Below are 26,584 nucleotides of genomic sequence, written 5' to 3' on the forward strand. Positions count from 1 at the left end.
ACATTCCCGGAAACGAATCGCGGAGCGATCGCTCCAGCCGAAAGGATTGCCGCCACATGAGAACCAAACGCCTCGTCATGGCCGGCCTTGCCACCCTGGCTGCCCCGTCGCTGGCCTTTGCCCACCCGCACATCTTTGCGGAAGCGCGCCTCGAGGTCGTCTCCGACGACAAGGACGAGATCAGCGAACTCAGGAACGTCTGGCGCTTCGACGAACTGTTCTCCTCCAGCGTGGTGCTCGATTTCGACAAGAACTCGAACGCGACGCTCGATCCAGATGAATTGGCCGAAGTCGGGCAGACGGTGATGGAGTCCCTGTCCGAGTACAATTATTACACGACGATCCTCGACAACGGCAAAACCATCAAGGTCAACAAGCCGGATCACATCACCGTCGACTACAAGGACGGGCAATTGCTGATGATGTTCGCGGTCAAGCCGGCCGAGCCGATGCCGCTCAAGGGCAAGCTCTCCTTCGGCGTCTACGATCCAACGATGTATACGGCCATGGACTTCGCCACCGACGATGACCTGACCGTCGTCGGCGACAAGATCAATGCCTGTGAGCACAAGGTCGTCCGCCCTGATCCCGACGAAGTTCTCGCCGAGAACAAGGACACCTTGACCGACGCCTTCTGGAGCGACCCGACGGGCACCGACATGTCGAAGCTGTTTGCAACCAGGATCGAGATCACATGCTGAACACCCGCGGGATCGCACGTCTGGTCACGGCCGCGCTCGTCGTCACGGCGCTTTCTGCAACAATCGCCGCGGCGCAGTCGCCCCTCGGCATCGGCACGGCCGAGCCCGCGTTCAAGACGACCGGTTTTCTCGGCGGCTTCTTCGCCTGGATCAACATGGAGCAGCAGGGCTTCTACCGGCTGATGACCAATGCGCTGAAGGGGATGCGTGAGAACCCCTGGCAGCTCTGGTCGCTGGTCGGCCTGTCCTTCACCTATGGCGTGTTGCATGCCGCCGGCCCCGGTCACGGCAAGGCGGTGATCTCGTCCTACATGATCGCCAACGAGACGGAACTGAAGCGCGGCGTGCTGCTCTCCTTCCTGTCCTCGCTGCTGCAGGGCGTGGTCGCGATCCTCCTGATCGGCGCCGTTTACCTCATCCTGCGCGGTACCTCGATCAGCATGACCAGCGCCACGCGCTGGCTGGAGATCGCAAGTTACGCGCTGATCGCCGCCTTCGGCGGCTGGCTTCTCCTGCGCAAGCTACGGTCGATGCTGCGTCCGGTTGCCTTGGCTTCCGTTGCCGGCGGCGGGCACGTCCAGCTCGCGGACGATCACCATCATGATCATCACGATCATCATCATAGCCACCATCATGATCACCACGGGCACAGCCATGGCCCGGGCGAGGTCTGCTCGAGCTGTGGCCATGCGCATGCGCCCGACCCGTCGATGCTGAAAGGGGATCGTTTTGCGCTCCGCGAAGCTTGGTCGGCAGTCATCGCCGTCGGCCTGCGCCCGTGCTCCGGCGCACTCATCGTGCTGTCCTTCGCACTCCTGAACGGGCTTTACCTCGGCGGCGTGCTTTCGGTCTTCGCCATGTCGATCGGTACGGCGATCACCGTCTCAATCCTTGCGACCATGGCCGTCACCGCAAAGGGCGTTGCGCTGCGCTATGCGGCAAACGGCGCGGCGGCTGCCCGGATCTCGAACGGCATCGAGATCGCCGGCGCTGCCCTGGTTCTGTTGCTGGGATTGGCGCTGCTCGGCGCGGCTTTGCAGAGCTGACGCACGCGGCCTGATCGGGCCGTCAGAGCCCGCGCTTGCGCTGGTAGCGGGCTCGCAGCCAGAAGAGCAGGAAGAAGCCGAGCACGAAGATCACGCCGAAGGCGGCAGCAAGCCAGGGCGAGATATCGCCGAGCTTGAGCATGATCGACGGCAGAACGAAGAAGCCGAGACCGGCGACGACGAGAATGATCGCAGCGGCGATCGCCGGTGACTTTTCCTTGTTCTGCATGACTTCCCTGTTGTTGTCTGCTGCGGCTTAAGCAGCCTGCGCCTATTTCGACGCCTGCCGCTCCAGATCCGAACGTATATCTTCAAGCCGCCGCTTCTGGCGACCGTCTTCATCGAAATTATCAGCTGCAAGCCAGGTTTCGAATGCGGCATTGAGCAGCGGCCATTCGCTGTCGATCATCGAAAACCAGGCCGTATCACGGTTGCCGCCCTTGGATATCATGTGCTGGCGGAAGATGCCCTCGAAGGTAAAACCGAGCCGGGCGGCGGTCTTGCGGCTCGCCATGTTCTCGCTATGGCATTTCCACTCGTAGCGGCGATAGCCGAGATCCTCGAAGGCGTGCTTCGCCATCAGGTAATGCACTTCGGTCGAGAGCGGCGAGCGGGCCATGGCGGCGCCGTGTGCCACGGAGCCGACTTCGACGACGCCGTTGGCGGGATCGGCACGCATGTAATTGGCCATGCCGACGACAATGCCGGTCGCCTTGTCGCGGAAGACCTCTGTAACCCAGCCGGATTTCTCCTGCGCCGCCGTCAGCCAGGCATCGAAAGCGTCGATATCCCTAAAATCCGGCTGCGTGAAGTATTTGAGCAGCGGGTTGATCGCCATACCGCCGAGGCCGTCCCAGAGGTCCTGCAGATGCCGGTCGCGCTCATAGGCCTCGAGCTTGACGAAACGCCCTTCGAGCGCGACGCCCTTCGGCGCCGGGCACCCTTTCCAGTTCTTCAGATCCTGCATCGGCCGCTCCTCCTTCATCCCTGCCCTTCGGCATAGGCCAGAGTGGCGGCCGACACAAATTCAAACTGGTGATGAACCCTGTTCGAACCGGTGATGAAACCATGCCCCCCGAACGGTATCCTACGCGGTGGCCGGCACCTTGGCGGCCGAGACCGTCGCCTCGATGTGATCGACCAGCGCGTCGGGAAGTCCGAGGCGTCCGGCGAGCAGGTCGAGATAGCCGCGCTCCGCACGGGTTTCCGGCTCGATCGTCAGGCGCGACGCGGTGTAGATCTCCACGCGCTCCTCTTCGGTCTTTGCCGCGCCGACGATCGCGTCGATATCGACCGGGTTGGCAAGCTCGCCTTCGAGGAAGGCCGCGGCATCGGCCGAAAGGCCCGAGACCGACAGCTTGTCCATGATGTGCTGGCGCTCGGCCTCGTCGATATGGCCGTCGGCACGCGAAGCGGCGATCATTGCGCGCACGAGGGTCAGCGCAAAATCATGGCTGACGGCTTCGGGAGCAGAGGCGAAGCCGGAATCGGCCGGCGGCGGCAGAAGTTCCGGCTCGCCCTTGGCAACCGTTGCACCGCCCGGCGTATTGCCGGCCTGATAATTCTTGTAGGCTTGGTAGCCGAGACCGGCGATCGCCGCGAGACCGCCAAGCACGGCGGCGTTGCCGGCCAGCTGGCGACCCGACTTGGTGCCGAGCAGAACAGCGGCAATGGCGCCGCTCGCCAGTGGATTGTCCTTGGCAAGCTGCGTCGCCTGGGTCGCGCGATCGCGCACCGTGCCGCCGGCACCGGGCACCTGCGATCCCAGAAACTGATCCAGCAATTTCTTCGCGTCGAACATCGGGTTTCGCTCCTTGTCGGTTCCGGGCGGTTGAAGGCGAGCTCAAGGGTGCGCCGCCCGCGCGCCCGTCGCTGAATGGATTGAGACATAGGAACGTTGCAGGGAAAATACAAATTCGCGCCAGAGGCGAGCGACGCCGTACAGCCAAAGAAAAAGGCCGGGCTCTCCACCCGGCCTTTCAAAAAACGGAAGGCGTTGCTTGCCGCTCAGCCCTTGAGCACGAAGGCTTCTGCCGCAAGCTTGGTGATGCCGGCCCAGTCGCCCTTGGCAACCAGTTCCTTCGGCGCAACCCAGGAGCCGCCGACACAAACGACGTTGGGCAGCGTCAGATAGTCGCGCGCATTGGCAAGGGAAATGCCGCCCGTCGGGCAGAAGAGCGTGCCGGCAAGCGGCGAGGACAGCGACTTGAGGTAGGCGGCGCCGCCGGCCTGCTCGGCCGGGAAGAACTTCATGACGTCGTAGCCTTCTTCACGCAGACCCATGACTTCGCTCGCCGTCGCCGCACCTGGCAGCAGCGGCACCTCGTGGTCGTTGGCCACATCGATCAGTTCCTGCGTCGTGCCGGGGCTGACGATGAACTTCGAGCCGGCTTCGACCGCGGCTTCGAACTGGGCGGCGTTGAGGATCGTACCGGCGCCAGCAACAGCGCCTTCGACTTCGTTGGCAACGGCGCGGATCGCTTCGAGTGCGGCCGGCGTGCGCAACGTGATCTCGATCGCCTTCAACCCGCCGGCAACGAGCGCGCGCGCCAGGGGAACGGCGGTCGCCACGTCGTCGATCACCAGCACCGGAACAACCGGCGCCAGTTTGAGGGTTGAAAGAAGCCTGTCGGATTTCGCGCTCATGCCGATCGTCCTTTTTAAAACGATTGAATATGCCCTCCGCATACTCCCCCTGCCACCGGTTGTCGAGACCCAAGGCGGCGGGAGCGCGGCTTTCGCATGTAAGGCAACGGTAATATGCAACTTGCGACAAAGAGATGACTTGAGCCTTTGCGTGAAAGCGATAGGTTGAAGGCCGCGGGCCCTCGAAATGGCGGATTTTCCATGGCGAAGGAAATAGAGCGCAAGTTTCTCGTCGCTTCCGATGGGTGGCGAGAGCGTGCGGACAAGGGCATTGACCTCAGGCAGGCCTATGTCGTGACCATGGACGACCGCTCGCTGCGCGTGCGCATCCACGGCGACAAATGGGCGCGGCTGACCATCAAGATCGGCAAGTCGGCACTGGTCAGAAACGAATACGAGTACGACCTGCCGATGGACGATGCCCGCGAGATGCTGACCCAGGCGGTCGGGATCGTCATCGAGAAGAGGCGCTACCGGGTGCCGCACAAGGGGTTCACCTGGGAAGTCGACGTCTATGGAGGCGCGCTCAAAGGCCTCGTCGTTGCGGAAGTCGAGATGAAGCGCGAGACCGACATGCCGGCGCTGCCCGATTGGGTCGGGCAGGAAATCACGGGCGATCGCCGCTACTCCAACCAGTCCCTCGCCACGGAAGGACTGACGGAACCGCAACCATGACTTACGCCTTCGAACCTGGACGGCCTTTTTCCGAAGACTTCCGCACGATCGCCGCCGAACAGCTCACACAGGCGGTGATGAAGCTCGAGGATCGGCCTGACGGGGTGCACGAGGCGATCCACGACGCCCGCAAGAACTTCAAGCGCCTGCGCTCGCTGTACCGTCTCGTCGCAGCGGACGTGCCGCTTTTTCAGAAGCACGAAAATGCGCGCATCCGCGACATGGCCCGCAACCTCTCAACCGTTCGGGACGCGGCCGCACTGGTCGAGAACGCCCATTACCTCAAGGCAGCCGCTTGCAACGAGGAGGAAGAACGGGCGCTCGCCCATGTCTGCGAGCGGCTGACGACACGCCGGGACCGCATCACGGCAAGCGCGACCGATATCGAGGACCGCGTGGCAGCCACCATCGTGCGCTGCGAGCAGGCACTGCAGGCCCTCAGCCAAGTGACATTCGACGATCGACGCCGCAAGACCGCAGACCGGCTGACGAAGGGATGGCGGCGCACTCTGAGGCGGGCCAAGCGCGCCCGGCAGGCATGCAGCGAGACTTCGGAAGCCCCGGCGTTCCACGAGCTGCGAAAGCGGGCGCAGGACTACCGCATGCATCTCGGCCTGATGCACGCGGTCTGGCCTTCCGCCCTGCAGGCCAAGCGCGCCGAGGCTAAAGCGCTGGTCGACACGCTCGGGCACCTCAACGATCTCGCGGTCATGACCCAGTTGATCAACGAGGATCCGGGGCTTGCCGGTAACAGTCAGGATCAGGCCCACCTCATCGCGGCCGTCATCGACCGACAGGGAAGCTTGCGCAAGCACGCTCTTGATCTCGCCGCCGAGGTCTTCCAGGAGGAACCGGACGACGAAAGCCGAACGATCCGGTTGCTCTGGCTCGACGCCGCGCGCTGATGTTTCGGCGAAATTTCGGCGGGCGGACCGACTGTCCGCGCCGCGACAGAGTGCCCCTGGGCCCCGCCGCGATTGCGCTTGCGGCGCGAAAGCTGTATTTGCACGGGCCATGACCGACATTTTCACGATCCCGCGCCCTGAGCCCCATGGTGAGACGCATGGCCAGTTTCTGGTGGCCGCGCTCTATCATTTCGCACGCTTCCCGCGTTTCGCCGATTTTCGCGAACCGCTGCAGGCCGTCTGCGACGAAAACGGCGTCAAGGGAACGCTGCTTCTGGCGCATGAAGGCATCAACGGCACGATCGCCGGCACCTATGCCGGCATCGCCGCGGTGCTCTCGTTCCTGCGCGCGCAGCCCGAATTCGGCGCACTGGAGCACAAGGAAAGCCGTGCATCGTCCATGCCGTTCCTGCGCATGAAGGTGCGGTTGAAGAAGGAAATCGTCACCATGGGCGTCGAGGATATCGACCCCAACAAGATCGTCGGCACCTATGTCGATCCGAAGGATTGGAATGCACTGATCTCCGATCCCGAGACGATCGTCATCGATACGCGCAACGACTACGAAACCGCAATCGGCATCTTCAAGGGCGCGGTCGATCCGAACACCAAAACTTTCCGCGAATTTCCCGATTGGGTGCGCAACAACACCGGCCTGCACAACAAGCCGAAGATCGCCATGTACTGCACCGGCGGCATCCGTTGCGAGAAGGCGACCGCCTTCATGAAAGAGCAGGGCTTTGATGAGGTGTACCACCTCAAGGGCGGCATCCTGAAATATCTCGAGGAAGTGCCCCAGGAAGAAAGCCTCTGGGAAGGCGCCTGCTTCGTCTTCGACGATCGCGTCTCCGTCACCCATGGCCTCGAGGAAGGCGAGCACACGCTCTGCCACGCCTGCCGCCAGCCGCTGACCAAGGCGGACTTGGCTTCACCGCACCACGAGGACGGCGTCTCCTGCATCCATTGCCACGAGGTCCGCACCGACGAGGACCGCGAACGCTACCGCCAGCGCCAGCGGCAGATCGAACTTGCCAAGAAGCGCGGCGAGCGCCACCTCGGTAGCTGACATACGCTTGGGCATCCGCCCGTCGCTCGTGCGAGCGGGAAGCACCCCTCATCCGCCTGCCGGCACCTTCTCCCCGCAGCGGGGCGAAGGGACTTGTGGCACCGCCCCAGCCGACATCGCTAACTCCAGCTTGCGGCTGCGACTTGCACGCAGTTCCCCGGGTACCGAGAGCTGCGTTCCGCGGCGCCCCAGCGTGGCACGTCCCCTCGCCCCGCTTGCGGGGAGAGGGTTGGGGTGAGCGGCGGTTTCACTCGCGAACGCAGTCAGCCCGGCAACGCCTCGCATTCCTCAAGTGCCAATGCACTGCGGTCCCATTCATGGCGGCTGCGGGTGAAAATGGCGTTTGTCGGTCGAAATACCGACGGGTCGTCGAGCGTGCCGGCATAGATCGACACACGCGGATCGTCCGGCGGGCCGGAGCCATAAACCTGGCTGCCGCAGGTTTCGCAAAAATAGCGGATCGAAGGATTGCCGTTTTCAGCGCGCGTCTCGTAACCGCGGCCGGTTCCCGACATCGTCACATCGGCCCGCTCGAAGATCATGTAACAGCAATGACCGGTGCCTGTCGTGCGCTGGCAATCGCGGCAATGGCAGAAACCGGAAAAAAGCGGCTCACGGTTCAGCTCATACCGGATTGCACCGCAGAGACATCCGCCTTTCAAGACGCTCATGGTTCGTCCTCCTCGAAGTGCCAGGAGGATAGCCAAGCAAGCCATGCGGTCGAAGAAAAACCGCGCGCCGCAAGTTGCAGCGCGCGGTCCATGTTTCTCTTTACTAGAGACGCTTACCAGCTCGGGATCAGCGCGCCTTTGAAGGTGTCGTTGATGAAGGCCTTCACCTTTTCGTCGTGGTAGGATTCGACCAGGGTCTTCACCCACGGAGCATCCTTGTCGGCCTTGCGCACGGCAATCACGTTGGCGTAGGGCGACTTCTCGCCTTCGATCGCGATCGCGTCCTTTTTCGGGTGCAGGCCGGCTTCCATCGCGTAGTTGGTGTTGATGACGGCGGCATCGACGTCCTGCAGCGAGCGCGGCAACTGGGCAGCGTCAAGCTCGGCAAACGTGATGTTCTTCGGGTTCTCGGTGATGTCGGCCGGCGTGACCTTGAGGCCCACTTCTTCCTTGACCTTGATCAGGCCCTTCGACGCCAGAACCAGCAGCGCGCGGCCGCCATTGGTCGGGTCGTTCGGGATGGCGATCGTGGCGCCGTCCTTGAGCTCGTCGAGGCTCTTCACCTTCTGCGAATAGACGCCCATCGGGGTGGTGATGGTGGTGCCGACGCTGACGATGTCGAAACCACGATCGGCGATCTGGTTGTCGAGATAGGGCTGGTGTTGGAACGAGTTGGCGTTGAGGTCGCCGTCAGCCAGAGCCTGGTTCGGGACGACATAGTCGGAGAATTCGAGGATCTCGATATCGAGGCCCTTGGGAGCTGCGATTTCCTTCACCTTCTCCATGATCTGGGCGTGTTCGCCCGGCGTGACGCCGACCTTGATGGTTTCGGCGAGTGCCGTGCCGGCGGAAAGAGCGGCAATCGCTGCCGCGATGATAAGCTTCTTCATGGTCGTCTCCTTGTTCACGTTCAGTCTTGGGAGGAAATCAGGTCTTGCGGTTTTTCTTGTCGAAACGCCGCGCCAGCCCGTCGCCGGCGCTCTGGACGAGCTGCACCAGCACGATCAGCACGATGACGACGACGAGCATCACGTCGGGCATGAAGCGCTGGTAGCCGTAGCGGATGCCAAGGTCGCCGAGCCCGCCGCCGCCGACGGCACCGACCATCGCCGAATAGCCGATGAGGCTGACGGCGGTCATGGTGAGCGCCAGGGTCAGCGCGGGCCGCGCTTCGGCGAGCAGCACCTTGAAGACGATCTGCATCGGGGTCGCGCCCATGGCGCGCGCCGCCTCGATCAGCCCCTTGTCGATTTCGCGGATCGCCGCTTCCACCAGCCGTGCGACAAAGGGAATGGTGGCAATCGTCAAGGGCACAATCGCAGCCTTCGTACCGATGGAGGTGCCGGTGAGCAGTCGGGTAAACGGAATGATGGCGACGACGAGGATGATGAACGGCGTCGAGCGCGTGGCGTTCACGATCAGCCCGATGAAGCGGTTGAGCGTCGGCGCCGGGAAGAGTTCACCCTTGCCGCTGGTGGCGAGGAAGATGCCGATTGGCCCGCCGATCAGCGAGCCGATCAGGCCGGCGATGGCGACCATATAGATCGTGTCGACGGTGGCCCCGCCGATGCGCAGGAGAATATCAGGCGACATAACCGAGCACCTCCGTGACCAGACCGTTTTCGACAAAGAAGCGTTCGGCGCGGCCGGACGTCTCGGCATCCGCGCCATAGGCGACGACCAGCGAGCCATAGGGCGCGCCGCCGATCTCGTCGATCGTGCCGGCGATGATGTTGACCTCGGCGCCGACAGACTTGATCAGCTGCGAGATCAGCGGCTTCTCGGCCGCAGCCCCGAAGAAGGTGAGCCGCACGACGGCGCGATCGCCGGCCGCGGGTGCAGACTTCAGGGCGCGGGCGACCGCGTCTGGAAGCTTCGACCCCGGCAGCCCCGAGAGCAGCGCCCGCGTCGTCTCGTGCTTCGGATGGGTGAAGACGTCGAAGGTGTGGCCACGCTCGACGATGCGGCCATGATCGATGACGGCGACGTCTGAGGTCACCGCCTTCACCACTTCCATCTCGTGGGTGATGAGCAGCACCGTCAGGCCGAGATCGGCATTGATGCGCTTCAAAAGCTCCAGGATCGACTGGGTCGTTTCCGGATCGAGCGCCGAGGTCGCCTCGTCGGAGAGAAGGAGCTTCGGCTCGGTCGCAAGCGCGCGGGCGATGCCGATGCGCTGCTTCTGGCCGCCCGAAAGTTCGGCCGGATAGCGCCCGTGCTTGTCGGCGAGACCGACGAGATCGAGCAGCGGTCGAACGCGCTGTTCGATCGCGCGCTTGTCCATGCCGGATATTTCGAGCGGCAGCGCGACGTTTCCGAACACAGTGCGCGAGGACAGCAGGTTGAAGTGCTGGAAGATCATGCCGACGGAGCGGCGAAGGCTGCGCAGCGCCGCCTCGTCGAGCCCGCCGACATCGACGCCGTCAACCAGCACCTTGCCGCCCGTCGGCTTTTCGAGCCCGTTGACCAGTCGGATCAGCGTCGACTTGCCAGCGCCGGAGCGGCCGATGATGCCGGTGATCGAACCACGGTCGACGGTCAGCGAGACCTTGTCGAGCGCAGTGAAGGCGCCGCTGGTGCCGGACGCGGGGAAATGCTTGGAAACGCCGTCGAAGACGACGGCCGCGTCAGCCGATGGCGCGGCGTTTTGGGCGGAAACGCTCATCGTTCGGAATTCCCCGAATGAGGCGCAGTCGGAATGTGCGGGTACATAAGTGCTCTCGGATGTTCAAAACTCATGATCCCGGGCCTGGCCGGGATGGAACGCGCGTCTGGTCAGGCCGACATTCGACAACGCATTCGGAACAGGGAGCACTTCTCTAACATCAAGCAACCAGTCAGTTCAACTTTGCTGCCGCATGGCCCGCATGCGACATAATCTACGGCTCTTATGGAGAATTGCCATGCCCTTTCACAGGCATGATTTTTCCGAATTTGCCAAGCAACGGCAAAACCATGCTCTTTTGCTTCGCAACGCGCCGTCATCCCGCAAATCGCCATCTTGGAAATCCTTGTTCGGGCGGACTGTGTCCGACCGCATTTCATGCTAACGGGCAGGAACAGGAATATGAGGTGAGAAATGCGCATCGTCTTGACCGGAAGTTCCGGCCGCATCGGCAGAGCGATCTACAACGCGCTCGCCGCCGCCGACCATGACGTCATCGGCATCGATCGCGCGCCCTTCGGCACGACGGCCATCGTCGGCGATCTCGTCGATGGCGAACTGCTGGAGCGCGCGATGGAAGGGGCGGACGCCGTCATCCATACGGCGGCCCTGCACGCGCCACATGTAGACGCCGTCGCCGACCAGGAGTTCGAGCGCGTCAATGTGATGGGCACCCATCTGGTGATTGCCGCGGCCCAGGCCGCCGGCGTCGGCCGCATCGTCTTTACCAGCACGACGGCACTTTATGGTCATGCGGTCACGGAAGGCGGCTGCGCCTGGATCACCGAGGAGACGCCGCCGAAGCCGCACACCATCTACCACCACACCAAGCTTGCGGCCGAAGCTCTGCTCGAAAACGCGGCGGATCGTGCTTTGCATGTGCGGGTGCTGCGCATGTCGCGCTGTTTCCCGGAGGTCGCCGATCGTATCGCAAGCTACCGCCTGCACCGCGGCATCGATGCGCGCGACGTGGCTGCCGCGCATGTGGCAGCACTCGACAATGGCGGCCCGGCTTTTCAGCGCTACATCATCTCGGGCGAAACGCCGTTCCTTCCAACGGATTGCCGCCGGCTGGCGGAGGATGCCGCAGGGCTCCTGCGTGAGCGTGCGCCAAAACTGTCGCAGGCCTTTGCCGATCGCGACTGGCCGCTGCCCGCGACCATCGACCGGGTGTATGACCCGAGTGCTGCGATCGAAAAGCTCGACTGGAAGCCGCGCTACGGTTTCAAGGAAGTGCTGGCCCAGCTCGACCGGCAGAGCCTGGAAGTCCTGCCGGTCCGGCGGTGAATTGACCGAGCCGCACGGAAGCGTTGCGGGCGGGTGAGCCCGCCCGCTTGAGCGTCAGATGTGGTTGCCCTTCGGGAACTGTTCGGCCAGAGCCTGGTACCACTCACCGCTCTTCTTGATGGTGCGGACCTGGGTGTCGTAGTCGACATGGACGATGCCGAAACGCATCTTGTAACCTTCGGCCCATTCGAAATTGTCCATCAGGCTCCAGGCGAAATAGCCGCGCATCGGATAACCCTCGGCGATTAGATCCGCCGTCACCGACAAGTGGTCGGCGATATAGTCGAGCCGCGGCTGGTCGTCGACAATGCCGTTCTCGACACCCATGTTGTAGCAGGCGCCGTTCTCGGTGATGTAGCAGTCGGGCAGCTGGTAGGTCGCGTTCAGCGTCTTGACCAGGCTGCCGAGCGCCGGAGCGTAAACCTCCCAACCGATATCCGTCTTTGTCTGGCTCACCGGCTTGGCATTGATGGTTGCCGGATATTCTGCGCCCTTGGCCGGATCGGCACTGACCCGCATCGGCGTGTAGTAGTTGAGCCCCCACCAGTCGAGCGGCCGGGAGATCGTCTCCATGTCGCCGTCTTCGATCGCGGGCATGCGATGGCCGAGCGCACTCATGAAGCTTTCGGGGTACTCCCCCTTGAAGATCGGGCCGAAGAAGACGCCATTGTGGAAGTCGAAGGCGCGATCGGCGGCTTTCCTGTCGGCCGCGCTGTCGCTGCCCGGGTAGACCGAATGCGCATTGATGACGATGCCCGTAGGCAAGTTCGGCCGCTCGGAGCGGATGGCGTCGACGCCGAGCCCGTGCGCCAGATTGGTAAAGTGCAGCGCATGCAGGGCTGCGTCCATGTTGCGCTCGCCCGGCGCATGGATGCCATAGAGGTGGCTAAGCCACACCGAGCACCAGGGCTCGTTGAAGGTCGCGACCGCGTCGAGCCGGTCGCCGAGGCGGGCGATCACGGTCTTGGCGTAGCGCTGGAAGGCATAGGCCGTCGTGCGGGCCGTCCAGCCGCCATCGCCCATCAGCGCCAGCGGCAGGTCCCAATGGTAAAGCGTGGCGAAGGCCTTGATGTTACGCGCCTTCAGGCCGTCGACGAGGCGGTCGTAGAAATCGAGACCTTTTTCGTTGATCGGGCCGGTGCCTTCAGGAATGATCCGCGGCCAGGCAACGGAAAACCGATAGGCATCGACGCCGAGGCTTTTGATCAGGTCCAGATCCTCGTCGAGCCTATTGTAGTGATCGCAGGCGACATCGCCGTTGTGACGCCCGAAGACACGGCCCGGCATGTTCGAAAAGGCATCCCAGATCGACGGCTTGCGCCCGTCAGCTTTGGTCGCGCCTTCGATCTGGAAGGAGGCGGTCGCCACCCCGAATACGAAATCGCCCGGGAAGCGCTCTGCCAGGATCTTGGGATCGGTCATCTCTTTGTCTCGTCTCGTTCCGGCCCCGCTGCCAGCGGGACCTTGGTTTTCGGTTTGTAGCGGGCCGACCTAAATCCATGCCGGCAAATGTCAACTCGCGAAAAAGGGCGGGAAAGCCCCGCCCTTCCGCCGGTATTGGCCTGCGGCTATACCTTTACCCACGCCCCATTTCGTTTGGATGACTGTACGCAGGCGTCGACGAAGACCATGCCCTTCATGCCATCGTCGATGGTCGGGTAAGTGACGGCCGGATCGATCTTCTCGCCCTTGCGCTTGGCAAAGATGGCGCGCGCCGCCTCCGCGTAGATGTTGGCGAAGCCTTCCAGGTAACCTTCCGGATGGCCCGACGGAATACGGCTGACGCGGTTTGCGGCCGCACCCGCCCCGGCGCCGGCGCGAGTGAGCAGGCGCTTCGGCTCACCGAACGGCGTGTACCAGAGATAGTTCGGGTCCTTCTGCGTCCATTCAAGCCCGCCCTTGGTGCCGTAGACGCGCACCATCAGGCCGTTCTCGTGGCCGGGCGCCACCTGGCTGCACCAGAGCAGCCCCTTGGCGCGCTCGCCGTCCTTCGCCTTGAAGCGCATCATCACATGGGCATTGTCGTCGAGCTGGCGGCCGCCAACGAAGCTGTCGAGATCGGCAGCGAGTTCTTCGAGTTCGAGGCCGGAGACGAAGGCGCCGAGATTATAGGCGTGCGTGCCGATATCACCCGTCGAGCCGCCGGCACCCGAGCGCGCCGGATCGGTGCGCCAGGCCGCCTGCTTCTGGCCCGACTGCTCGATGTTTTCGGTGAGCCAGTCCTGCGGGTACTCCATCTGCACCAGCCGCACCGCACCGATCTCGCCATTGGCGACCATCTCGCGCGCCTGCCGTACCATCGGATAGCCGGTGTAATTGTGCGTCAGCACGAACAGCGCATCGCTCTCGTCCGCCGCTTTCTTCAGCTTCTTCGCGTCGCCAAGCGTCGAAGTCAGCGGCTTGTCGCAGATCACGTGGATGCCGCGCTTCAGGAATTCCTTGGCCGCAGCGTAGTGCACATGGTTTGGCGTGACGATCGCCACCGCCTCGATGCCATCCTTCAGCTTCGCCTCGCGGATCGCCATCTGCTTGAAGTCGGAATAGACCCGCGACGGATCGAGCCCGAGCTCTCGGCCTGAGCTTTCCGCCTTTTCCGGCGTCGACGACAGCGCGCCGGCCACCAGCTCATAGTGATCGTCGAGACGGGCTGCGATGCGATGCACCGCGCCGATGAATGCGCCGGAGCCGCCGCCCACCATGCCGAGCCGGATGCGACGCTCGCGCTTCTCGCTCGTTCCTTCGATTGCCATGATCTTCTCCCCTGTTCGTTCCGTGTTGTTTGCTCGTTTCCTGGCGCAACGGATGCCCCTCATCCGCCCGCCGGCGCCTTCATCCCCGCACGCGGGGAGAAGGGCTCATGCCGCACCCGCTTGCGAAACCGCAGCAACAGCAGCCACGATAGCCCGTGGTCAGCGGCAATCCACGTCCCCTCTCCCCGCCTGCGGGAAGAGGGCTAATCCTCGGGTTAACCCGAGGAGAGCGGGCAGTCGCACCCTCAGGTCCTACCTGCCTCAGATACCGAGCATGCGCCGGTTGGCCGCCTCGTCCGTGCCAGCCCCGGCAAAGTCGTCGAACGCCTTCTCGGTCACGCGGATGATGTGATGCTTGACGAAATCGGCACCCTCGCGTGCCCCATCCTCCGGATGTTTCAGCGCGCATTCCCACTCGACCACCGCCCAGCCGGCGAAATCGTTGGCGGCCATCTTCGAGAACACCGCACCGAAATCCACCTGGCCGTCGCCGGGCGAGCGGAAGCGGCCGGCGCGGTTGACCCAACCCTGGTAGCCGCCGTAGACGCCCTGGCGCCCGGTCGGGTTGAACTCCGCGTCCTTGACGTGGAACATGCGGATGCGGTCCTTGTAGATGTCGATATTGTCGAGATAGTCGAGGCACTGCAGCACGTAGTGCGAAGGGTCGTAGAGCATGCAGGCGCGGGCATGGTTGCCGGTGCGCTCCAGGAACATCTCGTAGGTGATGCCGTCGTGCAGATCCTCGCCCGGATGGATCTCGTAGCAGACGTCGACGCCACAATCCTCGGCATGGTCGAGGATCGGCTTCCAGCGCTTCGCCAGTTCATCGAAGGCGGTCTCGACGAGACCGGCCGGCCGCTGCGGCCAGGGATAGACGAAAGGCCAGGCGAGCGCGCCGGAGAAGCTTGCCATGGCGTTGAGGCCGAGGTTCTTCGAGGCCGTCAGCGCCAGCTTCACCTGTTCCACCGCCCAGGCCTGGCGTGCTTTGGGATTGCCGCGCACCTCGGGTGCTGCAAACCCCTCGAAGGCTTCATCATAGGCCGGATGCACGGCGACGAGCTGACCCTGCAGATGGGTCGAAAGCTCGGTTACCTCGACGCCATTGTCGCGCGCCGTGCCGGCGAACTCGTCGCAATAGGCTTTCGAGGTCGCCGCCTTTTTCAGATCGATCAGCCGCGCGTCCCAGCTCGGCACCTGCACGCCCTTGTAGCCGCAATCGGCCGCCCATTTGGTGATCGCATCCCAGGAATTGAACGGCGCGGCATCGCCGGCGAATTGCGCAAGAAAGAGCCCTGGCCCCTTGATGGTCTTCATGCTGATTTTCCTCCCGATGGAACGGCCGAAATTGGTGTTGGCCTTGTCCTGACAGCCGGCATGAAAGGCGATTGCACGCCTTTGTTTTCTCCCAGAACTGCCGGATCTGAAACGTTGCAGGCGCCGAAGCTAGCAGATTTTCAGCGAGGGGCAACAGCGCACGACCGGATTCCGAAAAGTTTTGTAATCGATTTCATTGCACACGGCATTAGACCAGCCACGGCACGCCCTCGCTGCAGAAATCCGCGACATCAACGATCGCCTCCCGTGCGCGTCGACGAAGAGAAAGGGCGCTTTCGAGGCGCCCTTTCGATATCCATCTCCGCTCAGACGTAGCGGTTGACGACGTTTTCGAGCAGCTCCTGCTTGCCGGACTTCGGCTGCGGGTTGAGGTCCGACTTCAGCACCCAGGCCTCGATCTCTTCCAGCGAGAAGCCGCCGTCGAGCATCTTCTTGGCTTCCGGCACCTGCCAGCCGGCATAGCGGCCTTCGAGCGGTGCGGAGAGCGCCTTGTCCTCGATCATTTTTGCCGCTGCCTTCAGGCCACGCGCGCAACAATCCATGCCGCCGATATGGCCGATCAGCAGGTCCTCCGGATCGATCGACTGGCGACGCAGCTTGGCGTCGAAGTTCGTGCCGCCGGTCGCAAAGCCGCCACCTGAAAGAACCTGGTAATAGGCGAGCGCCATTTCCGGCACGTTGTTCGGGAACTGGTCGGTATCCCAGCCGGACTGGTAGTCGTTGCGGTTCATGTCGATCGAGCCGAAGATGCCGAGCGCGTTGGCAAGCGCCAGCTCGTGCTCGAAGGAGTGGCCGGCGAGGATCGCATGGCCCTGCTCGATATTGACCTTCACCTCGTTTTCCAGGCCGTAGTTCTTCAGGAAGCCGTAGACCGTCGCGACGTCGTAGTCGTACTGGTGCTTGGTCGGTTCCTGTGGCTTCGGCTCGATCAGGATCGCGCCCTTGAAGCCGATCTTGTGCTTGTATTCGACGACGAGGTTGACGAAACGGCCGAGCTGGTCGAGCTCGCGCTTCATGTCGGTGTTGAGCAGCGTCTCGTAGCCTTCACGACCGCCCCAGAGCACGTAGTTCTGGCCACCGAGGCGCTTGGTGGCGTCAAGGCAGGTTTTCACCGTCGCGGCTGCGAACGCGAAGACATCCGGATCCGGATTGGTCGCCGCACCCGACATGTAGCGCCGGTTGGAGAAGAGGTTCGCCGTGCCCCAGAGCAGGTTGACGCCGGTCTCGGCCTGCTTCTTTTCGAAGTAGTCGACAATCTCGTTGAGGTTCTTCGTGTTCTCGACGAAGCTTTTGCCTTCCGGGCGCACGTCGGCATCGTGGAAGCAATAGAACGGGACGCCGAGCAGGTCGAAGAATTCGAAGGCGACGTCGGCCTTCAGCTTGGCCGCAGCCATGTCATCCTTGAACCAGGGACGTTCGAAGGTCTGTCCGCCGAAGGGGTCGCCGCCCGGCCAGACGAAGGTGTGCCAGTAGGCAACCGCGAAGCGCAGGTGATCTTCCATGCGCTTGCCGAGCACGACCTCGTCCTTGTTGTAATGGCGGAAGGCGAGCGGGTTGGCGCTATCCGGTCCTTCATATTTTATCTTGGCGATATCGCCGAAAAAGCCAGTGCTCACGGGTCTTGCTCCTCTTTCAAGAGTGGTGTCGGCCGGCGTCGCGCATGCGATAGGCGCGGCCATTACGTGGAAGGTAATTGGTTTCATTCCCTCGTCCGGCGATACCGGAAGCATCGAAACGCCAAACGAAAGGAACACTTCGATGCACGACTTCAACGCCATCGCCAGAGCCTACATCGCCGCCTGGAACACGACCGACGCCGCAAGCCGCGCCGGCCAGATCGAGAAGGCCTTCACCGCCGACGTCGCCTATCGCGACCCGATCATGCAGGGCGACGGCCATGCCGGCGTGGATGCGCTCATTGCCGGCGTGCACGGACAGTTTCCCGGCTTCCGCTTCACGCTGAAGGGTGCCGCCGACGGTTACGCCGACACGATCCGCTTTTCCTGGGCACTCGGTCCGGACGGCGTTCCCTCTGTCATCGAAGGCACCGATGTCTGCCAGATCGAAGATGGTCGCCTGAAGACGGTCACCGGTTTCCTCGACAAGGTTCCGGCCCGCTGAGCACGCGGCGGCGGATCGAGACAGGGGGCGCCGTATCACGACACGGCGCCCTTGATCGCCGGATAGAGCCGACGGTAGCGCTGGTAGCTCGCCTCATAGGCCGAAACCAGCGACGCCTCCGGCGCAATGGTCTCGGCCGTCTGTGGGGCGTAGCAGCTGACAACGGGATCGGCACCGGTCGCGGCGATGAGGCCGAGGCGGGCCGCCCCGAAGGCAGCGCCGAAATCGCCGTCGGCGGGCAGGTCGACCGGCAGGTTGAGCGCCGTGGCGATCGATTTGAGCCAGTAGCGCGAGCGCGAACCACCACCGATCGCCGTCACCCGAGAAAGCGTCGTGCCGGCGGCGCGCAAGGCTTCCAGGCTGTCGCGAATGGCGAAGGACACGCCCTCCATCACCGCCTGGGTCAGCACCACCCGGCCGCTCTCATGGCCAAGCCCGACAAAGGCGCCACGGATCGCCGCGTCATTGTGCGGCGTGCGCTCGCCCGACAGATAGGGAAGGAACGTGACGCCCGAAGGCGCCTTCAGATGATCGCCGAGTTCGGCGCTCAGGTCGGCAGCACTGCGGCCGGCGATGCCGGAGTACCAGTTCAACGCATCGGTCGCAGACAGGATCACGCCCATCTGGTGCCAGGTATTCGGCAGCGCGTGGCAGAAGGCATGCACGGCGCTTTCCGGGTTGGGTAAGTAGCTTGCATTCGCCGCGAAGAGAACACCCGAGGTACCGAGCGAGACGAAGGCATTGCCCTCGCCGACCGTGCCCATGCCACAGGCAGAAGCCGCATTGTCGCCTGCACCGCCGGCAACCACGACGTCACCGGAAATGCCCCAGCGCGCGGCCAGTTCCGAACGCAGCTTCCCGGCCGCATCGGTTCCCTCGACCAGGCTCGGCATCTGCTTTTCGTCCATGTCGGTGGCGGCAAGCAGGCTTTCCGACCACTGCCGCTTGCCGGTATCGAGCCAGGCAGTGCCGGCGCTGTCGGACATTTCCGACATGTGCTCGCCGGTCAGCCACAGGCGCAGATAATCCTTCGGCAGCAGCACCCAGCGCACCTTGGCGAAGATGTCGGGCTCGTTGGCCCGCGCCCAGGCAAGCTTCGGTGCGGTGAAGCCGGGGAAGACGATGTTGCCGGTGATGGCGCGGAACTGCGGGTCCGCATCGAGCGCTGCCGCCTCTCGGAAGCTGCGGGTGTCGTTCCAGAGGATGCAGGGCCGAAGCACCCGGTCGTCGGCATCAAGCAGCGTCGCACCGTGCATCTGGCCGGAAAGGCCGATACCGCGCACCGCCGAAAGCTCCGCCGGGTGTGCCGCCTTCAGCCCGGCAATTGCCTCTTCGGTGGCGCGCACCCAATCGGCCGGGTCCTGTTCCGACCAGCCGGGATGCGGCCGCGAGACGTCGAGCGCGCCGGAGGCGGAACCGACGATGCGCTGGCCGCCATCGATCAACATTGACTTGACGCCCGAAGTGCCGAGATCCAGTCCGAGATACATGCTTGCCTCCATTGAGCAATCCTTCGAAAGAACTGCGTAAATTCAAAGCGCTACGCCGGATCGACCGGCAGGTTGTCCTTCAGGAAAATTTCGATGCGGATGCGCTCCTGCGCCCCGATCACCGAAAGGCCGTCGGCGCGGGCCTTCAGCACCCGGATGGCGCTGCGCACCTCATGGCCGCCGTCCTGATTGAGGAGAGCGTCGAGCGTGCCGGAAAGAAGTGCCGCGCGGCTGTGCGGCGTCAGTTCATGGGCGATGGCGCAGACAGCCTTTTCGCGACCTGCCTTTTCCAGTGCCGCGATCAGGCCGCGATTGCCGGCGCCGAGACTGTAGATGCCGGCAAGCTCCGGTTGATCGGCGAGAAGGTTGGAGACGAGGCGATCGACCTCGGCCGGATCGTCATGGCCTTCGACGACGGGCAGCAGCCGGCGGCCAGGCGCACTTTCTGCCATGGCCGCGCCAAAACCTTCGAGACGGTCGCGATGGTCGCGCACCAGCATCGAGCCGGCTACGATCGCCACCGGGCCGTTTCGGCCACCGAGGAAACGCCCCATCAGGGTGCCGGCGGTCCGGCCGGCGGCAACGTTGTCGACACCGGCGAAATGATCGCGCGACGACCCCGGCAGGTCGGAAACCAACGTCACGACGGCGACGCCGTCTTCACGCAGCGCATCTACCGCACTGACGACCTCGGGCGCATCGATCGCAACGACCGCGACGCCGGCCGGGTCAAGCGCCCGCGCTTTATGAAGCGCTGCAGCTAACGCTTCCGGGTCGAAGGCCGGCACGGACAAGACCGTGATCGCCGTGCGCTCGACTGCCGAGCGCGCCTTCGCCGCCTCCACCTCGGCCGCAAGACCGCGCATGAAGGTGTTGTCGCCCTCCGGCAGGATGAAGACCAGCGGGTAGATCCGGCTCTTGGCGAGGTTGGCGGCGGCGACGTCGCGCACATAGCCGAGCGCTTCGATGGCGCGCTCGACCTTGTCGCGGGTGACACCACGCACGCCCGGCCGGTTGTTCAGAACCCGGTCGACGGTCGCGAGGCTGACCCCGGCTCTAGCAGCGATATCGTGAACTGTCGGGCGCATGTTTTCCTCCGGGTTCTGCCTTTAGAGGAATTTCTGATGTACGTAAATCAAAAATCCGCAAGACGTGGAAAACGGAGCGCCGCGCGGCTGTCCGGAGACAGGGGATTAGACACCTTAAATATTTGATTCAGATAGAGTTTTCGACCTAGGAAAGGCGCTTGCTGAAGGTATCGGTAAAGACAACCTCGCCATGGCTCTGTCCAGCCTCCGCCAGCGCCACGTCCATGAAGCCATCGGTAACGCGCACGACGCCAAAGCCGCCCATGTAAGCGGCCTTCGGCTTGATGAGATCGAGCCCGCCCTGGCGGTAGATCATTGCGGTTTCGTGCTGATGCCCGTGGAACAGGCCTATGACGTTGCTGCCTTTGACGGTGTCGAGCAGCGCCTGGCGCTGAGGGATGCTCCACCAATGCGGAGCGCCGTCGCCTTCGTCGTCGAAAGTCATGGCCTTCGCATCCCAGACCTCCGTCGAAAAGGCGTCCCAGCCATAGTGCTGGAAGAGGATCACCGGCCGGCCGTCGGCGGCATAGGACGCCAGATCCTGTTTCAGCCAGGGCAGCGCATTGACCGCACCCTTGGTCTCGTCGCCGCCGAAGCGCTGCAACTGCACCAGATGCAGCCCGCCCCAGTCCCAGGAGTAGCAATCCGACAGCGGATCGTAGTTGGTGACCGGCACCGGAGGCTTGTAGAACACCGACTGGCGGTGGTTGAGCTCGACATAGTCGCGCAGTTCGCGGCGATACCAGTCGACATGCGGCGGGGGCCCATCCTGGTCGAGGTCGTGGTTGCCGAGGCCGACATAGACGGGCATGTGGACGTGGTCGGGTCCCGCCCCTTCCTGGTAGCGACTTGAGAATTGCTGCAACTGCCGCCCCTCGCGCGGCTGGCGCACCTGGCCGCCGCCGTCATCGGTGAGATCGCCGCCGAGCACCAGGCCGAGCGGCTTGCCGATCTCTCGCCCGGCGCGTGCAAGCCCGCTCGGCTTGCCGGCAACCGTCTCCGGCCAGCGCATGGCGTGCACGGCATTCAGCGCCGCGACGTGGCGCAGCAGATTTGCGTCCGTCTTGCCTTCGGCCGCGCAGTTGGGAGCAAGCCCTTCGATTGAAACGAGGCAGGCATGGATATCGTTGGAAAACAGGAATGTCGCGTCGATGGCCGGGACTGCGGCGCGGCTTCGGGAGGCAGCAAGCGCTGCCCCGAGACCGGCAAGGCCCGCAACGAATGATCGCCTGGATATGCCGTCAGAACCCGATCGCCGCATGCCGCTCCCCCTCTCACACTTGGGACAGAAGTGTGCCGCAAGGCGCGGCTCGCGTAAATCGAGAGTCGCGTCCTGCTTAAGAGGGGGAGCTAGTGACCGCCGCCGCTAGGGCCGACGCCCTCGGGCTTCTTGATCATCATGACGCCAAGGATCAGCGACAGGAACAGCACCGTCAGCAGCATGAAAATGTCGCCGAAGGACAGGATGATCGCCTGCTTCTGCGCCATGCCCGCAAGCTGCTTGATCGCGATCGTCGTGCCGTCGAGACCATGGGCGTTGAAGTTGGCGGCCATGTTGTTGAAGCGTTCCATGGCTTCGGGGTTACCCCACTGGATATGCTCGGCAAGGCGGGCATAGTGGAAGTCCTGGCGCTGGGTCAGGATCGTGTTGATAACCGCAAGCCCCACCGCGCCGCCGAGGTTACGGGTCAGGTTGAACAGGCCCGAGGCGCCGCGCATGCGCGCCGGCGGCATGGTGCCGAGCGCGATGTTGTTGATCGGCACCATGCACAGCATCAGCCCGACGCCGCGCAGGATCTGCGGGATGAACAGCTCGTAGAAGTCCCAGTCGGCCGTCAGGTGCCCCATGATCCAGGTGCCGCTGGCAAAGCTGGTGAAGCCGATCGTCATCAGCACGCGCGGATCGAGCTTGCCCGAGAGAATACCCGCGACCGGCGCCGTGAAGAACATGGCAAGGCCCGAGACGAACATGGTCTCGCCGATCATCAGCGAATCGTAGCCGCGGATACGGCCGAGATAGAGCGGATAGAGATAGGTGAGACCATAAAGGCCGATGCCCATGACGAAGGAGAACATCGAGCCGAAGGCGAAGTTTCGGTTGGCAAAGGCCCTGAGGTCGACGACCGGGAACTCCACCTTGAAGGCGCGGTAGAAGAACACGATGGCGGCAATCGCCGAAGCGACGGCACCGATGACAATGTGCTCGTCGTTGAACCAGTCGTTGGTGTTACCCTCTTCCAGCACGTATTCGAGCGCGCCGAGGAAGATCGCCATCGAGGCGAGACCCCACCAGTCGAACTTCTTGAACAGGCCAAGCTCCGGCTTGTCGAAGTCGATGAAGGTCCAGGTGAGCGTCGCAACGATGATGCCGGGAATGACGTTGACGAGGAACAGCCAGTGCCAGGAGAAGGCGTGGCTGAGATAGCCGCCGACCGTCGGACCGATGGTCGGGGCAAGCGTGGCGATCAGGCCGATGATCGGCGAGACGATGTTGCGCTTCGACGGCGGGAAGATGGTGAAGGCGGCCGCAAAGACCGACGGGATCATGCCGCCGCCGATGAAGCCCTGGATCGCGCGATAGACGATCATCTGGTCGATGTTCGTCGCGGTCGCCGCAAGCGCGCTTGCCGCGGTGAAGCCCGCCGCCGAAACCGAGAACAGCACACGCGTCGAGACGATGCGCGCCAGCGTGCCCGAGAGCGGGATCATGATGACTTCGGCAATGAGATAGGAGGTCTGCACCCAGCCGATCTCGTCGGAACCGGCCGAAAGGCCGGCCTGGATTTCGGCAAGCGAGGCCGAGACGATCTGGATGTCGAGGATGGCCATGAACATGCCGACGACCATGGCGAAGAAGGCGATCAGCCTCTTCGGGTCCATATGTTCCTCGACCTTCGGTGCGGCGGCCGCCACCGAGCCTGCTGTTGCCGTTGCGGCCATCTCAGCCACTCCTTGCATGGGCGCGCTTGGGCGCCAGCGTTCTGGACATGCGCGTTTCGCCGCGCCGGCGTTCCGGACTTCACCGCGCTCCGTAGCGCCGGGGTCTCGACAAAAGGCGCGCCCAAGGGCGCGCCGGCATTTCGTCCGCTTACTTGGTCGCGGCAACCTTGGTCTGATCCGGCGCTGTGCGCGTGTCGACGTCGACGACAACGCTCAAGCCCGCGCGCAGGTGACCTTCAGCCAGCACGTCGGCCGGCAGGGTGATGCGCACCGGCACGCGCTGGATCACCTTGGTGAAGTTGCCGGTGGCGTTTTCCGCCGGCAGCAGCGAGAAGACCGAACCGGAGGCCGGCGAGATCGAGGCGACCGTGCCTTCGATCGCATGATCCTCATAGGCGTCGACATGCACCTTCACCTTGGAGCCCGGCACCAGATGGGCGATCTGGGTCTCCTTAAAGTTGGCGTCGATATAGAGCTGGTCGACCGGAACCAGGGCGGCAAGCCGCTGGCCGGCCGACACGAGGTCGCCGACCTGCACCGCGACGTTGCCGACGATGCCGTCATAGGGCGCCTTCAGCACGGTGAAGCCGAGGTCGCGGTTGGCCTTGTCGCGCGCAAGCTCCAGCGAACGGATCTCGCTTTCGGCTTCCGTGCGCTGCGCTTCGAGAACGGTGATGCTGGCGTTGGCAGCGGCGATGTTGGCGTCTGCCCCGGCAAGATTTGCCCGTGCCTGGTCGAGCGCCACATCGGCGTTATCGAGCGAAGCGACGGTGCCAACGGCCTTGGACTGGAGGTCGCTCGCGCGCTTCTGCGCGAGCTCGGCGCCGCGCACCGTCGCTTCGAGAGCCTTCTTCTGCGCTTCGGTCTGGGCAAGGCTCGCCTTGGCGCCGGCGATCTGCGCATCGAAGCGGCTGAGCGCAAGCTTCTGGGTGGCAATCTTCGCCTCGGCCTGCTCGGCGGCGATGCGGTAGTCGCCGTCATCGAGCGTGACCAGCGGGTCGCCGGCCTTCACCTTCTGGTTGGCGACGGCGTCGACCTTGGCGACATAACCGGAAACCTTCGGCGAAATCGTCGCGATGTCGCCTTCGATATAGGCGTCATCGGTCGAGATCATGAAGCGGCCATTGGTCCACCAGTCGTAGCCATACCAGGCACCAGCAGCCAGAAGCGCCAGGCCGAGTACGGGAAGGATGGGCTTGCGCGCCTTCTTCTGCGGCGCGGCGGCTTCCTTTGCCGGAGCCGGCGCGACCGCCTGCTCCGCAGCGGGCGCCTTCGCCTCAAGCGCGGTTTCCTGCTGCACTTCGAAAGTCTCGTCGACGGGACGGACGCGGGCAGCGCTGGACGTGTTGGATGCGGACATTGGGCACCGGCCTGGTTAAGGATTGCTGAACGAACTGAACCGTTCGGTTCGATTGGAACTTGACATAGGCCCTTTCTGGTCGCATATCAAGAGGAAATCGAACCGCGTGGTTCGATGACTTAAATTTAATATGAGCAGGGCGGAAACAAGCGACCATCATGAGCGAGGCAAAGAACGGAACCCAGGACGTCATGCAGCCGGCAGCCGGCATGGATGAGGATCTCTGTTCGGGTGGCGGCCGTCACGCCGCCGGCGAGGATCCAGCCAAGCGTGAACAGATCCTCGAAGGCGCGCGACGCGCGTTCCTGAGCCAGGGTTTCGATGCCGCCAGCATGAACGACATCACCCGCGAGGCGGGCGTCTCCAAGGGCACGCTCTACGTCTATTTCGAGAACAAGGAAGACTTGTTCAAGGCACTGATCATAAAGGGCAAGACCCGGGTGGTCCAGACCGCCAAGCACGCGCTCAACGATCACGACGACGTCGAAGAATCACTCTACGATTTCGGCGTGACGCTGACGACGAGCATGACGGCGGAAGAGACGATCCGCTCCATGCGCATGGTGATCGGGGTGATCGACCGCATGCCGCATCTGGCCGAGCGCTTCTTCAGCGAAGCACCGGAGAACGGCTACACTGTGCTCAAGGCCTATCTCGACCGCCAGGTCCCGACCGGCGTGCTCGACATCGACAACACAGAAATGGCCGCCCGCCAGTTTATCGAGATGGCCCAAGCCGGCCTCTTCAAGCACCGGCTTTTCGGCGGCATGTGTTCGGCACCGCCGAAAGAACAGATCGAGGCGACGGTGACCGCCGCCGTCCGCGTCTTCATGTCCGCCTACGGTCCGAAGAAGAAGAAATAGGCGGACTGACGCCGAACCTCCTTCAGCCCTCCTGCGTTTCAATCGAGCAATTTCGATCAAGCGCGCCTTCAGCCGAGCCCCTATCAAAAGGGCGTTGCCAGGGGAGTGAAGATGAGTGCCATCGGACGGGCGGTCTGGTTCATCGAGAGCCATTTCGCAAAAGAGATATCGCTGGATGAAATCGCCGGGGCCGCGGGCCTTTCGCGCTTCCATCTTTCGCGCGTTTTCGGGCTGGTCACCGGCCGCTCGATCACCGCTTATATCCGCGGACGGCGTCTCAGCGATGCCGCCAGCGCGCTTGCCGATGGCTCCATCAGCATCCTCTCGGTGGCACTCGATGCGGGCTACAGCTCGCACGAGGCTTTCACCCGTGCCTTTCGCGACCAGTTCGGCGTGACACCCGAAACGGTTCGCAAGCAAAGGCACATTCGAAACATCGAGCTGATGGAGCCTTTAAGAATGGACGATACCCGCCTTCTCAAGATCGACCCGCCCCGCTTCGAAGACAGCCCGCCATTGCTTCTGGCGGGCCTTTCGGAAACCTACACCTACGGCCGCACCGAAGGCATCCCGTCGCTCTGGCAACGGTTCAATCGCCATTTCGGCGCGATACCCGGACAGAGAGGCGACATCGCCTACGGTGTGTGCACCGACAGCAACGGCGAGGCTGGCACCTTCCGCTACATGGCGGCGGCCGAAATCAGCGACGCCGACGACCTGGCGGAAGGCTTTTCGACGCTACGGCTGCCGAAGCAGCGCTACGCCGTCTTTCTGCATCGCGGGCACATCTCCGCGATCGCCAAAACCGCCGACTACGTCTTCGGCACATGGCTGCCCGAATCCGGACTGCAGCATGGAGAAACGCCCGACCTCATCGAACGCTATGATGCGCGCTTTGACCCGCATTCGGGCATGGGCGTGGTCGAAATGTGGATTCCTGTCAAATCGTAAACGGTAAAGCGCCGCTGCAATCGG

General features: G+C 63.5%; 26 protein-coding genes. 9 read left to right on the top strand and 17 right to left on the bottom strand.

Annotated elements, in window-relative coordinates:
• Positions 1 to 56: 56 nt before the first annotated feature.
• Positions 57 to 701 (top strand): DUF1007 family protein, encoded by a 645-nt coding sequence (locus BLU15_RS21610; protein WP_034786971.1) that lies wholly within the window; start codon positions 57 to 59, stop codon positions 699 to 701.
• Positions 695 to 1,747 carry a nickel/cobalt transporter gene (locus tag BLU15_RS21615; RefSeq protein WP_090297979.1) on the top strand — a complete coding sequence of 351 codons (1,053 nt, stop codon included), beginning with the start codon at positions 695 to 697 and terminating at the stop codon, positions 1,745 to 1,747. The genes BLU15_RS21610 and BLU15_RS21615 overlap by 7 nt, the downstream gene beginning before the upstream one ends.
• Positions 1,748 to 1,769: 22 nt before the next feature.
• On the opposite strand, the gene BLU15_RS21620 is transcribed toward BLU15_RS21615, so the two are convergent.
• The 4 genes from BLU15_RS21620 to BLU15_RS21635 form a co-directional block, all read right to left on the bottom strand.
• Entirely contained in the window at positions 1,770 to 1,976 is a 207-nt protein-coding gene (locus BLU15_RS21620) for a hypothetical protein (protein ID WP_034786975.1), read from the bottom strand.
• Positions 1,977 to 2,018: 42 nt separating this feature from the next.
• Positions 2,019 to 2,714, bottom strand: coding sequence for a GNAT family N-acetyltransferase (locus tag BLU15_RS21625; RefSeq protein WP_060517647.1), 696 nt, complete (start codon positions 2,712 to 2,714; stop codon positions 2,019 to 2,021).
• A gap of 120 nt (positions 2,715 to 2,834) precedes the next feature.
• Complete coding sequence (locus BLU15_RS21630) at positions 2,835 to 3,548, bottom strand: tellurite resistance TerB family protein (RefSeq protein ID WP_034786977.1); 714 nt, start codon at positions 3,546 to 3,548, stop codon at positions 2,835 to 2,837.
• A 206-nt stretch (positions 3,549 to 3,754) separates the two neighbouring features.
• Positions 3,755 to 4,393 (bottom strand): 2-dehydro-3-deoxy-phosphogluconate aldolase, encoded by a 639-nt coding sequence (locus tag BLU15_RS21635; RefSeq protein ID WP_034786978.1) that lies wholly within the window; start codon positions 4,391 to 4,393, stop codon positions 3,755 to 3,757.
• Positions 4,394 to 4,594: 201 nt separating this feature from the next.
• Between BLU15_RS21635 and BLU15_RS21640 the strand changes: the two genes are divergently transcribed.
• The 3 genes from BLU15_RS21640 (at position 4,595) to BLU15_RS21650 (ending at position 7,039) form a co-directional block, all read left to right on the top strand.
• Entirely contained in the window at positions 4,595 to 5,068 is a 474-nt protein-coding gene (locus BLU15_RS21640) for a CYTH domain-containing protein (RefSeq protein ID WP_034786982.1), read from the top strand.
• Positions 5,065 to 5,973, top strand: coding sequence for a CHAD domain-containing protein (locus BLU15_RS21645; protein ID WP_034786985.1), 909 nt, complete (start codon positions 5,065 to 5,067; stop codon positions 5,971 to 5,973). Before BLU15_RS21640 ends, BLU15_RS21645 begins: the two co-directional genes overlap by 4 nt.
• Positions 5,974 to 6,082: 109 nt before the next feature.
• Positions 6,083 to 7,039 (top strand): oxygen-dependent tRNA uridine(34) hydroxylase TrhO, encoded by a 957-nt coding sequence (locus BLU15_RS21650; RefSeq protein WP_090297982.1) that lies wholly within the window; start codon positions 6,083 to 6,085, stop codon positions 7,037 to 7,039.
• 263 nt (positions 7,040 to 7,302) lie between these two features.
• Here BLU15_RS21650 and BLU15_RS21655 read toward each other — a convergent pair whose 3' ends face one another.
• From BLU15_RS21655 to BLU15_RS21670, 4 genes are all read right to left on the bottom strand, one after another.
• Positions 7,303 to 7,710, bottom strand: coding sequence for a GFA family protein (locus tag BLU15_RS21655; protein ID WP_244546796.1), 408 nt, complete (start codon positions 7,708 to 7,710; stop codon positions 7,303 to 7,305).
• Between the two features lie 113 nt (positions 7,711 to 7,823).
• The gene (locus tag BLU15_RS21660) at positions 7,824 to 8,600 is read right to left on the bottom strand and encodes a MetQ/NlpA family ABC transporter substrate-binding protein (RefSeq protein WP_034786995.1); all 777 of its coding nucleotides are present in this window, start codon (positions 8,598 to 8,600) and stop codon (positions 7,824 to 7,826) included.
• A gap of 37 nt (positions 8,601 to 8,637) precedes the next feature.
• Positions 8,638 to 9,303 carry a methionine ABC transporter permease gene (locus BLU15_RS21665; RefSeq protein WP_060604648.1) on the bottom strand — a complete coding sequence of 222 codons (666 nt, stop codon included), beginning with the start codon at positions 9,301 to 9,303 and terminating at the stop codon, positions 8,638 to 8,640.
• Positions 9,293 to 10,375 (bottom strand): methionine ABC transporter ATP-binding protein, encoded by a 1,083-nt coding sequence (locus BLU15_RS21670; RefSeq protein ID WP_089044929.1) that lies wholly within the window; start codon positions 10,373 to 10,375, stop codon positions 9,293 to 9,295. Before BLU15_RS21670 ends, BLU15_RS21665 begins: the two co-directional genes overlap by 11 nt.
• 414 nt (positions 10,376 to 10,789) lie before the next feature.
• Between BLU15_RS21670 and BLU15_RS21675 the strand changes: the two genes are divergently transcribed.
• Complete coding sequence (locus BLU15_RS21675; RefSeq protein ID WP_090297985.1) at positions 10,790 to 11,662, top strand: NAD-dependent epimerase/dehydratase family protein; 873 nt, start codon at positions 10,790 to 10,792, stop codon at positions 11,660 to 11,662.
• Positions 11,663 to 11,716: 54 nt separating this feature from the next.
• On the opposite strand, the gene BLU15_RS21680 is transcribed toward BLU15_RS21675, so the two are convergent.
• The 4 genes from BLU15_RS21680 to xylA form a co-directional block, all read right to left on the bottom strand.
• Positions 11,717 to 13,084: a GH1 family beta-glucosidase gene (locus BLU15_RS21680; protein WP_034787007.1), complete on the bottom strand. Its 1,368-nt coding sequence runs from the start codon at positions 13,082 to 13,084 to the stop codon at positions 11,717 to 11,719.
• Between the two features lie 146 nt (positions 13,085 to 13,230).
• Positions 13,231 to 14,412, bottom strand: a complete 1,182-nt coding sequence (locus BLU15_RS21685) for a Gfo/Idh/MocA family protein (protein ID WP_090297988.1) — start codon at positions 14,410 to 14,412, stop codon at positions 13,231 to 13,233.
• A gap of 261 nt (positions 14,413 to 14,673) precedes the next feature.
• Positions 14,674 to 15,726 (bottom strand): sugar phosphate isomerase/epimerase family protein, encoded by a 1,053-nt coding sequence (locus tag BLU15_RS21690; protein WP_034787015.1) that lies wholly within the window; start codon positions 15,724 to 15,726, stop codon positions 14,674 to 14,676.
• Between the two features lie 326 nt (positions 15,727 to 16,052).
• The gene (xylA, locus tag BLU15_RS21695) at positions 16,053 to 17,363 is read right to left on the bottom strand and encodes a xylose isomerase (RefSeq protein ID WP_090297991.1); all 1,311 of its coding nucleotides are present in this window, start codon (positions 17,361 to 17,363) and stop codon (positions 16,053 to 16,055) included.
• Between the two features lie 142 nt (positions 17,364 to 17,505).
• Between xylA and BLU15_RS21700 the strand changes: the two genes are divergently transcribed.
• Positions 17,506 to 17,868 (top strand): nuclear transport factor 2 family protein, encoded by a 363-nt coding sequence (locus tag BLU15_RS21700; protein ID WP_090298098.1) that lies wholly within the window; start codon positions 17,506 to 17,508, stop codon positions 17,866 to 17,868.
• A 35-nt stretch (positions 17,869 to 17,903) separates the two neighbouring features.
• On the opposite strand, the gene xylB is transcribed toward BLU15_RS21700, so the two are convergent.
• From xylB to BLU15_RS21725, 5 genes are all read right to left on the bottom strand, one after another.
• Positions 17,904 to 19,358, bottom strand: coding sequence for a xylulokinase (xylB, locus tag BLU15_RS21705; RefSeq protein WP_090297993.1), 1,455 nt, complete (start codon positions 19,356 to 19,358; stop codon positions 17,904 to 17,906).
• 50 nt (positions 19,359 to 19,408) lie between these two features.
• Positions 19,409 to 20,446 (bottom strand): LacI family DNA-binding transcriptional regulator, encoded by a 1,038-nt coding sequence (locus BLU15_RS21710; RefSeq protein ID WP_090297996.1) that lies wholly within the window; start codon positions 20,444 to 20,446, stop codon positions 19,409 to 19,411.
• A gap of 145 nt (positions 20,447 to 20,591) precedes the next feature.
• Positions 20,592 to 21,707 (bottom strand): metallophosphoesterase, encoded by a 1,116-nt coding sequence (locus BLU15_RS21715; RefSeq protein ID WP_090297998.1) that lies wholly within the window; start codon positions 21,705 to 21,707, stop codon positions 20,592 to 20,594.
• An 89-nt stretch (positions 21,708 to 21,796) separates the two neighbouring features.
• Entirely contained in the window at positions 21,797 to 23,386 is a 1,590-nt protein-coding gene (locus BLU15_RS21720) for a DHA2 family efflux MFS transporter permease subunit (protein WP_089044924.1), read from the bottom strand.
• 148 nt (positions 23,387 to 23,534) lie between these two features.
• A complete protein-coding gene (locus BLU15_RS21725) occupies positions 23,535 to 24,746 on the bottom strand; it encodes an HlyD family secretion protein (protein WP_034787034.1) in 1,212 nt (403 codons plus the stop codon).
• A gap of 191 nt (positions 24,747 to 24,937) precedes the next feature.
• Here BLU15_RS21725 and BLU15_RS21730 point away from each other — a divergent pair, with 191 nt between their 5' ends.
• Both BLU15_RS21730 and BLU15_RS21735 read left to right on the top strand, forming a co-directional pair.
• Complete coding sequence (locus tag BLU15_RS21730; RefSeq protein WP_226020723.1) at positions 24,938 to 25,609, top strand: TetR/AcrR family transcriptional regulator; 672 nt, start codon at positions 24,938 to 24,940, stop codon at positions 25,607 to 25,609.
• A 111-nt stretch (positions 25,610 to 25,720) separates the two neighbouring features.
• Positions 25,721 to 26,560, top strand: coding sequence for an AraC family transcriptional regulator (locus BLU15_RS21735; RefSeq protein WP_034787039.1), 840 nt, complete (start codon positions 25,721 to 25,723; stop codon positions 26,558 to 26,560).
• The last annotated feature ends 24 nt before the right edge of the window (positions 26,561 to 26,584 follow it).

Source organism: Ensifer sp. YR511 (assembly GCF_900103045.1).
GTDB classification, from domain to species: domain Bacteria; phylum Pseudomonadota; class Alphaproteobacteria; order Rhizobiales; family Rhizobiaceae; genus Ensifer; species Ensifer adhaerens.